Source organism: Streptomyces sp. NPDC058685 (assembly GCF_042714725.1).
In the GTDB taxonomy this organism is placed as follows: Bacteria; Actinomycetota; Actinomycetes; order Streptomycetales; family Streptomycetaceae; genus Streptomyces.
Genome location: NZ_JBHXSL010000070.1, coordinates 20,095 through 30,086, shown reverse-complemented (window position 1 = coordinate 30,086; position 9,992 = coordinate 20,095). Strand labels below are relative to the sequence as shown.

Here is a 9,992-nt window from a genome sequence, read left to right as displayed (position 1 = left end):
GGGGGTGCGGCGTGGGTTGGTGGGGTCGGTTCCGTTTACGCGGGTGTCGAATGCGTTGTTTCGGGATGGGCGGATCAGTTTCAAGGCGAAGGGCTTGTTCGGGTTGATTGCGTCGCATCGGTCGGGGTGGCGGGTTTCGGTGGCTGCGTTGGCGGGGTGTGGGCGTGAGGGCCGGGATGCGGTGCGGGCGGGGTTGGGGGAGTTGGAGCGTTTCGGGTATCTGCGTCGTGAGCGGGTACGGCAGCCGGACGGCACGTTGGGTCCGGTGGTGTATGTGATCACGGACCAGCCCGGCGTTGACGGGCCTGGGCCGGGTGGGGGAGTGGCAGGTGCGGCTTCAACCCCGCCGTCGTTACCTGCCTCGCCTCGGGCCTGGTCCACGTCCGTGCCCGCGGCCCTCACCCTCGATCCCGCCGTCGCCTCTTCGCCCGCGGTCGCGTCTTCGCCCCCGGTCGCGCCCGCCCTTCCCGTCTCCTCCGTACTCTGGCCCGCGGTGCCGTCGCGGGCTTCGTATGCGGCCTTGCGCCGGTCGTCGGCGGTGATCGGGTCGCCGGTGTCGGCGTCGTCGCGTTTGGCTTCGTCGTACTCATCACCCCGGTCGTCGTCTGGGTCAGCCGCGCTGCTCGTGCCCACTGTGGGATGGGGGGAGTTGACGGGCCGGCCTGTGCCGGGTGTGCCTGTGTCGGGTTTTCCGACGTTGGCTGAGCCAACGTTGGCCGGTACGGGGGGTAAGAACATCAGTAACCAGAAGACGAAAACAGGGAGAAGAAGGACCCCCCTTCCCCCCGACCCGTCTCGACCGGAAGAGACTTCCGCTCCCGGCAATCCCGCACCCACGGCCCGGCCTCACGACACCGCACCACCCCACGGCCGTGCCGCATCCCACGCCGGATCATCGCCCGGGGTGCGGCTGCTGGAGCGGATCGGCGCCGCCAACCCACCGCTGCGTCTGACCGGGACCGATCTCCACACGGTGGGGGCGTTGGTGGACCGGTTGCTGCACGACGGCTGGAGCGCCCAGCAGATCGAACACACCCTCGCCTGGCCCCTGCCGCGGGAGGTGTACACGAGTGTCGCGGCTGTGCTCGCGGCACGCCTCCGGGCCCTGGGCACATCACCCGGCCGCGACAGTGCGCTCTCCGGCGCGTGGTGCCCCGACGCGGCCCGCGACACCGCCGGTGCACCATCCGGTCTTCAGCGCCGGGCCGACGGCCCCGATCTCCCGCAGCCCGGCGCAACGGCGCCACCGGTGGTTTTTGGCGTGTTGGTGGAGTGCGGTGACTGTGGCCGTCCGGGCACCGTGACCGGCACCGGGCTGTGCCCTGCGTGTCTGGATTGGCCGGCCTGCCGTTCGTGTGCCGGGCCGACCCCGCGGCGCGCCGATCCGGCCGGCGACGGCCGCTGCAGCGCCTGCACCGAGCACAACCCCCGCCCGACGCCTGAACCCGGATTGGGCCTGTGAACGGCGCAGTGCTGACGAGGGCCGGCTCGCGGCTAACCCAGCGTGTTCTGCTCGCCTTTCCAGGTTGTGGTGCAGGCGGCGGCGCTGAAGCCCGGTCCCACGCCGAGGAGGATGCCTCTGCTGTCGGGGGGTGGAGGGTCCTGGTGGGTTCGGGCGAGGACGGCCAGGACGGCGGGGCCGCCGAGGTTGCCGTCTTCTCGGAGTGTGGCCCAGGCGTGGCGGCTGAGATGTCCGCCGGCATCGGCATCCGGTTGTTCGATGTTGAGGCCGGTTTCCATGTCGTGCAGGATTCGGGGGCCGCCGGGGTGCAGGACGACGAAGTCGGGCTGTTCGATGCCTTGTTGCTTCAGATACAGCTGGAGGGCGGGCATCAGGTCGTTGACTGCTTGGGTGGCGGTGGTCTCGGAGTCGAAGTGGAGGCCGTGTGCGTCGAGACGGCCGCGGTACCGGTCGCGGCTCTGGGGGAGGACGTATTCCCACGTGTCGTCTATCCGCAGTCCAGGGCCCAGGGGACTGCCAGTGACGAGGCAGGCTGCCGCGGAGTCTCCGAACAGAGTCTTGTAGATGACGGACTGCGGCGTGGTGTCGTGATGGTTGTAGACGGTGCTGAGCATCTCGGCGACGACTACCAGCACCGTGTCGGCGGGCCGGGCAGCAACATGGTCGGCCGCACGGACCAGGGCATGGGCACCACCGACACATCCAAGCGTGCTCATGGGGATCCGTTTGATGCCGGGTCGCAGCCCGAGTTCTTCGATGAGGTGGATGTCCAGGCCCGGGACGGTCCATGACGTGGTGTGGGAGGTGACGACGCAGTCGACATCGTCAGCCGTCAGGCGTGCGCCGGCGAGTGCCTGCTTGGCCGCCTGCACAGCCAGCCGGGCGGAGTCCTCGAACGCGATCCGGTTGCGTTCACCGATCGGCGCGTCACCGGCAATCGCCGGATGGGAAAGGGGCCGGGTGAAGCGGCGCGTGGCGACCTGCGTGCGCCGAGCGTAGCGAAGCATCGCTCCCAGGCGTGGCAGACCGGACTGCGCACGTTCGATGTCGTCGCAGATCTCGTCCGTGGTGATCCGATGCTCTGCTCGAGCGATGCTGGGGCACGTCACATGTGCTGTGGTCACAAATAGCTCCGAAGGCTGAAGATGTCCGGCTACAGCAGCCGATTGAGGGCCGCGATCATGCTCTGACGGGAAGGCACCGAAACCGGCACCACCTCCGGAGCAAGACACACGGCAGCGGTCAGGACCTCGACCAGATCGAGCGGAGAATCATCCGCGTCGAGGTGGCGATACTCCGTGGCCGTGAGAACAGCCAGCCGCTCGGGCAGCCCGAGATCGTGGTCGTTGGTGCGCATCAGTTCACGGCTGGCGTCCTCGAACGGAAGGCCCTTCTGGTGCAGGGCGTGGATCCGGTCACGGACATCACTCAGGTAGGCGATGTAGTCCCGGACACCGTGGGGCCCGATGAGCGGGCCGTGGCCCGGCACGACGACGCGGGGGTGAAGATCGAGAATGGTCTGGCAGGCATCGATGACGCCCGCCAGCGGTCCGGCCCAATGGACCGGCACGTCGTCGACGAACAGCACATCGCCGGCGCAGACAACGCCGCTGGCGGGCACGTGCACGATGAGGTCTCCCGCCGTGTGCGCGGGTCCGACCTCGATAAGTTCAACGTCCAGGGAGCATGTACGACGCCGGAGGCGAGCGCCGGGGTGCGGGTCGGCGGGTTCATGGACAGTGAGTGCCGTCCAACCGCCCGCCTGGCGTCTGCCTGTGCGCATGGCGAAGGCGGCCGGGCACCCTGTGCCCCCGTAGATGCCCGACGGTATGCACGGCATGCGGGCCGATGCTTCGTTCAGCGAGGCAAGACCGCCATGGCGGAGTTCTCCACGGCCCAGCGCACCCTCCAGGACCGGGTCGCCGACATGGGCTCCAGTGAACCTGCAGGCCTAGCAACGCGGTTGCTCGGCCAGCCTCCTGGTCGGCGGGCTGCGGACTCGGTTGCCGCTTCAGGGCAGCCGAGCATGTCCGGCCGCCGCACGCGATGCGACGGCTGCCGGACCGCCCTGGCACGGGTCAGAAAGCCTGTGCGAGCTGCCGGGCGGGCCGGGGCTCCCGCTGACCGGCTGTGCCGGGTACCGGAGCAGGGCGGCCTCGGCGGCGGCCTGGGTGTCGTCGTTCTCCAAGGGGGCGGAACGAGGCGCTGGCGACCATGTCCGTCGGTCTTTACTCGGCTCCAGGAAGACCGGCACGATGATCCTGGCCACCTTGGTGTCCTTCTTGAGCCGGAGCGCCCGCCCGATGTTCTGACCGATTTCGACTTGTGAGCCGCGGGTGTCGGCGAAGCAGATGGCTTCGACTCCCCGTTCGCCGGTGATGTCTACGCCTTCCGTGAGCACGCGACAGCTGGCGAGGAACGCCCGGTGCACTCGGCGGCCGGCGGCGTCGATGCCGTTGGCGAGCTGGTGCAGGACTTCGCGTCGCTCGGTGACGAGGTGGTCGCCGCACAGCCATGCCGACCAGATCCGGCCGGGGGGTACGTGGCAGCGGGCCTCCAGCTCGTAGAACTCCCGATCGACGACGAGGGGAGCCGCTCTGCGGCTGCCAGGTCCTCGTCTGAGGCGTCGTTCATGTACAGCTCGGTTGCGGACTGCGGCAGCTTCTGCGCGAACGCGGCGGCATCCTCGACCTTCTGTGGAACGTCATGAGGATGCGCAGGTTCCAAGCGGCGGCGTGCTCTAGGAGCGCAGGTCTGCAACAGGGCCAGGCGCGGGCCCCGCCTTGGCCTCCTCCGATTCTTTGAGGACGGGGGAGGGGCGCGGATTTCCAGGACGTCGATCTCGAATCCGGCGAGGATTTCGCCCTCGATCGCTTCGCTCAGCCCGAGTGCTCCGAGCCACGCGCCGTACGTGCCGTCCGGGTCGTCGGCCATGGTCACGAGCTCCGTCTCCTGGCCGTCCGCGCCCTTCTGCGGCCGCCGCAGCGAGGATGCGAGGGGTCGCGGTCGGGTTGAGCCGGAAGTCCGCCGGGATACGGACGCTGTCGTGGATCGCCGCCCACGGCCTACCAAGATCACCAGCGGTTCCGTGAACCTTATCCACGATCGCGAGGTCGAAGCCTGACATGCGCTGGCCGTAGAGCCGCTCTCCGCCCGCCAGAGCAGCTTCAAGCGGTCCGCGAACCTCCCTCTGGCCCTCGGGTGCGTCGATGTCCCCGCGGTCCCCAGAGAGGCGTAGGTGGCGAAGACGACCACAGGACCGGACCCCGCCCCAGAGCCAGCTGGATCAAGTTGGTGGTGGTGCGCACTCCCAGCGAGTTGAAGACCGCGTCGTTCTTCAGCGGGCACACGGCCACCATCGGGGCCCTGGTGGCACACCAGGTGCCACGCCCGGGCGGTCTGCGCGAACAGGGTCCAGGCTCGGCACGGCTGGACCTTTGATGGGGCGCTGTCTTGCTGCGCTTGAAAGCGCAGGTAGGCCGAGGCGGTTTACCTCGTCAGGCACGTGCTCGGGCGACGAGGGTGCCGATGTGCCCGGGGTGGGGGGCGTCTACGATCTGGGCCTCTGCCGTGGTGAACCCGGCTCGGAGTAGGTGCCGTTCCCACACTGCCGGCTTGTAGCTGTATCGGTAGGTGAACATGGCCTTTCCGGCGAAGCCGCCCTTGTACATGCCCTGCGGTCCGTAGGCGCCCGGGATCGCGGGCGGTTGGGAGAACACGAACACACCGCCTGGCGCGAGACGTTCGTGCACCAGTGGGAAGAGGCGGGACGGGTCGGTGAACCAGGCCGCGCCGAAGATGGAGTACACGGCGTCGTACCGGGCCGTGTCGGCGGCGAGCCAGTCGAGGACCTCGGCCTGCTCGATCCGCACGCCGAGTGGCGCCCAGCGTTCACCTGCCAGCTCCGCCATCCGCGGCGATAGATCTACGCCTGTGGTCTTCACTCCCTGCTGGGCGAGGTGGGCCAGAGCGCGGCCGGTGCCGCAGCCGATCTCCAGCACGGACTCGGGCGAGCCCAGGAGCTCCGGTCCTGGCCCGTGGCCGGCGTACTGGGTCCAGCAGAATGAGGGTTCTGCCTCGGTGTCGAAGGCGCTCTTGGCATAGGTGTCCCAGAGCTCGGTTTCGGCGGGGATGTCGTGAGGTACGGGCACTGCTGTTCCTCCGGTCGTCGCAATGAGGGACCCCCTGCCCTCGGGGGAGCCGTGAGGGCAGGGGCGACTGTAGTGGGCTCAGTGGCTGTCGGGGACCTTGTCGTCACACGGCGAGCAGCTGGCGCCGTCGATGGCCCACAGTTCTTCGTCGATCGTCCAGCCCTGCGACTTGAGGAAGTCGCCGGTTCGCAGGCACAGGCCGTCGCTGCGGCGCTCGATGAACGGGGCGTGGTGCTTGAACCGGCCGCCGTTGTAGAGGCGGCAGAGACCCCACCAGACGGGCGTGTCGAGGATGAGTTGATGCACGCCGATGTCGACGAGCTTGCCGACGCCGAGGTGGACGTGCGGGTTCTCGATGGAGCCCATGACGTACATGACGGCGTTGCCGAGGATGCGCTCCGCCATGTCGCGGACCATGGTGTGGTCGCGCAGCAGTAGGGCGATCTCTCGCTCCCACAGGCTCATGCCGGAGTCGAAGACGTTGGCGGTGAGTTCGGTGATGTGGGGGGCGACCGCGTTGAGCAGTTCCTGCGGGTCGCGGGTGCGGGTTGAGGCGGGGCGATCTAATGCGACGGTCACGTCTTCCTCCTTGATGCCTCCGGTTGGAGGCCGGGTCCGCTCGCTCCTGGTGGTGGCGGGCGGGGTCAGTGGACGGCCGCGTCCGCGTAGTCGAATCGCGGGAAGCCGTAGCTGTCGGCGGGGTGCTGGTCGAGGGGTAGGAGTCGCTTCGTCAACCGGCACGGCGAGCAGGCGTACACGGTGCGGCCGGGGCCGGAGCTCGCGTGGGCGATGCCGATGGCGATCGGCTGGTCGGTCTCGTTGCCGCACAGGTAACAGGTCTCTGTCACGTCGTCACCTCGGTTGGAGCTGCGCCCATAAGCCGTGGCCGTCGGTGGTGACCCCGGATGAGTGCGACAGCTGGTTGAAGATGAGAGCGCCGGGTTCAGGGATCCGCAGGACGAGGGCCGCTCCTTGGAACGGTTCGTTTCGCCTTCCGCTGTCTCACAGTGGCCGCTGGCGAGCCGCACTCTGTCGCGCATCTCGGCGCCGTGTGCTCGGTCGCGCGTGAGGCGGTCCCAGTCGTCGATCAGGCAGATCGCGGGGCCGTGCGTCTCCTGCATGGCCATGCACAGAGCGTGGAACTGCGGCCGGTGGTGGCCGAGTGCGTGATCACCGAGATCCAGCCACACTCCGGCGATGTCCCACCCTTGGGATAAGGCGTAGGCGCGGCAGCGGTCGAGACGGATGTCGAGGATTGCGGTCGTGGCCGTCGCGTGTCGGTCGTAGATGAACGCGCGAGGCGTGTCCCCTGACGGGGTGAGCTCTTCGGTCTTCACTACGACGGCCTTCCTACTACGCTGTGTTGCTCGGTCATCACTATGGCCTCGACCATAAGGAGCAATGGTCGCTGGCTGCAGTGACCGGCAGTACGGGTAATCGGCGTCAAATCCGCTGGCAAGGAGGCAGCCATGACCAGCACCTCGCATTCCGCACTGACCGGTGGTAGGGGCAACACGTCCCGGCTGCGCAGTGGTGTCATCTCGGGGTACGTTTTCCGGCTTATCCGCGAGCAGCTCGGCCACACCCAGGACGCCCTGGCCGAGGCCTTCCACATCTCGCCCGACACCGTTGCGGGGTGGGAGTCCGGTCGTCGGCCGCTGACCGCCGTGCCCGTCGGGCAGATGCTCGTCCACCGTCACCGACTCATGCAGCTCGGAACCGGCCCCGCCCTCCTTTTGGCCTTGGAGCGGGCGATGGAGGCGGACGTGCTGCTCGCCACCGCTCTCGACGATGACATCTCGTTGTTCGACAACCCCCTCGGGGTCTGGGTGATGCAGCGCGAGCTGGTCGAGGTCCTCGCATGGCCACTCAGCGGGACGGCGCCCACCCCGCTGCGGAATCTGCCACCACCGCCGCGGCGGCGGCGAGGCCCCGTCCCCGACCAGCCTGAACTGCAGGCCGAGGAACGCCGCCGCTTTTTCTCCCGCATGCGCCGCACTGCCGAGCAGGCCCGCGGAGGCACCCAGTTTCTCCTGCGCCGCCAGGCCCTCTACATGGCCGGCTACGACGACGCCTCGGACACAACGCAGTGGCTGGTCCACCAGCAGCGCACCGAGCGGCCCGATGACTGGCTAACCCGCTGGCTCAACTCCCGTTCGGCCGCCGCTGTCGCTGCCCGTCAGGGTGACCGCGACCGCATAAGCCACTTCATCGCCAGCACACTCGACGAAGACGAGGCCGGAGAAGCCGCGAATTTGAACTACTGGGCGTACTGGATTGGCGAAGCCCCGCACGTCCAGCTCGACGACAGCTTCATCGCCACCAACGTTGGCCCTTGGCAGGGCGACAGGCTCCTCCAGCACCTCGTAGGCGGCCTCACTCCCGCCCATGGCTTCTTCGATCTCAACGTCCACACTCTGTGGTCGCTGCTCACCGTCCGGCCGAACCTCCTGCGCAGCGGACCTCGCTTCTCTTGTGCACTGCGCGACCGTCTTCCCGTGATGTTGGATAGCCCAGAGATCTCGAGGCGGGCGCGCCGCGAGCTCGAGGGCATTCGATACGCCATTCGCCTCGCCGAGGCGTGAGAGGAGACGACGGTGGCTGACGACCTGTCCGCGGTCGCACACTTCCTGTACGAGGCAGGGACGTTGAAGGCAACGAAGCGCACCGGTTGGTGGATGGCTGGGGTACGGGACCCCGAGAGTGTCGCAGAGCACTCTTGGCGCACGTCCCTGATCGCCTCGATCATCGCCAAGCTCGAAGGAGCCGACCCGGCCCGCGCCACATTCCTGGCGGTCTGGCACGACTCCCAGGAGACACGCACCGGCGACGTCAACTACTTGGGAAAGAAGTACGGCACGGCGGCCGACCCCCAGGCTGTCACAGCCGATCAGACCGCCGGCATGCCCGAGGTACTGGCAGAGACCGTGCGGGACCTGGTCGCCGAGTATGAGGAAAATGAAACCGCCGAGGCAGTCTGTGCCCGAGACGCCGACAAACTGGAATGCATGCTCCAAGGAATCGAGTACCTGTCACAGGGCTATGAAAGCGCGCAGCGTTGGATCGACAACAGCCGCGCCCGCATCGTCACAGAGACCGGACAACGCCTCGCCGACGAACTCCTGAAACAGGGTCCGCTCGACTGGCTCCGCACAGCTCTCGGCGAGACAAAGCCGTGACGGGAGACTGCCCCAAGATGAAGCCGAGAAGGACACTTGACGGGCTTGCGGGCAATAGCTGTGCTCTCCGCACGCGCGGGGATGGTCCCGGCTACACCAGAAGCAGATCGCGTCCCGGCTCTGCTCCCCGCACGCGCGGGTCCCGCCCGACGCAGTTCGCTTGGGTCGGGCGTTCTCTGCTCCTCGCACGCGCGGGGATGGTTCCCTGTTCGCCGCCTTCGTGGCGATCCGGGCCGCCTGCTCCCCGCACGTGCGGGGATGATCCCAGCGCCCGTGACGGCATGATGACGGTGGCCCGATGCTCCCCGCCCGCGCGGGGATGGCCCCGGCACCTTGAGCGTGACGCGGAGGGTGAGCCATTGCTCCCGCGGGCGGGGAAGGTCCCAACGCCTACGTGCCCGACGGCCTGTTCGTCGTACGCGCGGGGATGGTCCCCTGTACGCATGGCGGGCCACGAGCCCGGCTGGCTGCTCCCTGCACGCGCGGGGATGGTCCACCGGGCACCCGTACCGCAACCTCGCCGCGGTCTGTTCGCCGCACGTGCGGGGATGGTCCCGGCTGCCGGATGAGCCGGTCACCGTGCTACACCTGCTCCCCGCACGCGCGGGGATGGTCCCTGGACCGGCACCACCGGGCCCAGGCGCCGTCGGCTGCTCCCCGCATGCGCGGGGAGGGTCCCCCGTACGCGTGGCGGGCCACCAGCCCCGTCGGCTGCTCCCCGCACGCGCGGGGATGGTCCCTTGGCCTCCCAGTCGACCGCGCCGGATCCGCCCTGCTCCCCGCAGGCGCGGGGATGGTCCCTCCCCACCGTCCACCCAGCGTGTGTCCGTAGACTGCTCCCCGCACGCGCGGGGATGGTCCCGATGTCGATGCCGTTGACCAGCAGGTTTCGTCCTGCTCCCCGCACGCGCGGGGATGGTCCCTGACGGAAGACCAGCTCACCAGCCTGTACGACCTGCTCCCCGCACACGCGGGGATGGTCCCGGCACCCCACCCCGACACCACCAACACCCCGACTGCTCCCCGCACGCGCGGGGATGGTCCCGGGCACCGGGACGCGTTCGACGCGGCGTTGACCTGCTCCCCGCACGCGCGGGGATGGTCCCCTTGGGCCTCGGCCGCATCGCGAAGATGGCCGGCTGCTCCCCGCACGCGCGGGGATGGTCCCTTGCCCCCACCGATGTAGATGCCCACGTGGTC

General features: G+C 68.7%; 8 protein-coding genes, 3 pseudogenes and 1 CRISPR repeat array (1 of these 12 running past the window's edge). Of the genes and pseudogenes, 3 read left to right on the top strand and 8 right to left on the bottom strand.

The window, feature by feature from the left end; all coding sequences use genetic code 11:
• Nucleotides 1–633 (bottom strand): annotated as a pseudogene (locus tag ACFWU3_RS33325) (hypothetical protein); the annotation flags it as partial.
• Between the two features lie 271 nt (nucleotides 634–904).
• On the opposite strand from ACFWU3_RS33325, the gene ACFWU3_RS33320 reads away from it, so the two are divergent.
• On the top strand, nucleotides 905–1,462 hold the full coding sequence (locus tag ACFWU3_RS33320) for a hypothetical protein (RefSeq protein WP_384444886.1): 558 nt from the start codon (nucleotides 905–907) through the stop codon (nucleotides 1,460–1,462).
• A gap of 32 nt (nucleotides 1,463–1,494) precedes the next feature.
• Here the strand turns inward: ACFWU3_RS33320 and ACFWU3_RS33315 are convergent, their stop codons facing one another.
• From ACFWU3_RS33315 to ACFWU3_RS33285, 7 genes and pseudogenes are all read right to left on the bottom strand, one after another.
• Nucleotides 1,495–2,586: a PhlD gene (locus tag ACFWU3_RS33315; protein WP_384444884.1), complete on the bottom strand. Its 1,092-nt coding sequence runs from the start codon at nucleotides 2,584–2,586 to the stop codon at nucleotides 1,495–1,497.
• Between the two features lie 29 nt (nucleotides 2,587–2,615).
• Complete coding sequence (locus tag ACFWU3_RS33310; RefSeq protein ID WP_384444882.1) at nucleotides 2,616–3,089, bottom strand: hypothetical protein; 474 nt, start codon at nucleotides 3,087–3,089, stop codon at nucleotides 2,616–2,618.
• Nucleotides 3,090–3,576: 487 nt separating this feature from the next.
• Nucleotides 3,577–4,873: pseudogene (locus ACFWU3_RS33305) on the bottom strand (helicase); the annotation flags it as partial.
• An 86-nt stretch (nucleotides 4,874–4,959) separates the two neighbouring features.
• Nucleotides 4,960–5,613: a class I SAM-dependent methyltransferase gene (locus ACFWU3_RS33300; protein ID WP_384444880.1), complete on the bottom strand. Its 654-nt coding sequence runs from the start codon at nucleotides 5,611–5,613 to the stop codon at nucleotides 4,960–4,962.
• Nucleotides 5,614–5,691: 78 nt separating this feature from the next.
• Nucleotides 5,692–6,192 carry a hypothetical protein gene (locus ACFWU3_RS33295; protein WP_384444878.1) on the bottom strand — a complete coding sequence of 167 codons (501 nt, stop codon included), beginning with the start codon at nucleotides 6,190–6,192 and terminating at the stop codon, nucleotides 5,692–5,694.
• Nucleotides 6,193–6,257: 65 nt separating this feature from the next.
• Nucleotides 6,258–6,461 carry a hypothetical protein gene (locus ACFWU3_RS33290; RefSeq protein WP_384444888.1) on the bottom strand — a complete coding sequence of 68 codons (204 nt, stop codon included), beginning with the start codon at nucleotides 6,459–6,461 and terminating at the stop codon, nucleotides 6,258–6,260.
• Between the two features lie 186 nt (nucleotides 6,462–6,647).
• Nucleotides 6,648–7,100, bottom strand: a pseudogene (locus tag ACFWU3_RS33285) (recombinase family protein); the annotation flags it as partial.
• Between ACFWU3_RS33285 and ACFWU3_RS33280 the strand changes: the two are divergent.
• Entirely contained in the window at nucleotides 7,083–8,198 is a 1,116-nt protein-coding gene (locus tag ACFWU3_RS33280; protein WP_384444876.1) for a helix-turn-helix domain-containing protein, read from the top strand. The pseudogene ACFWU3_RS33285 and the gene ACFWU3_RS33280 overlap by 18 nt on opposite strands.
• A 12-nt stretch (nucleotides 8,199–8,210) precedes the next feature.
• A complete protein-coding gene (locus ACFWU3_RS33275) occupies nucleotides 8,211–8,792 on the top strand; it encodes an HD family hydrolase (RefSeq protein ID WP_384444874.1) in 582 nt (193 codons plus the stop codon).
• Between the two features lie 406 nt (nucleotides 8,793–9,198).
• A CRISPR array of direct repeats spans nucleotides 9,199–9,992; the repeat unit is 29 nt; unit sequence CTGCTCCCCGCACGCGCGGGGATGGTCCC; it runs 333 nt beyond the window's last position.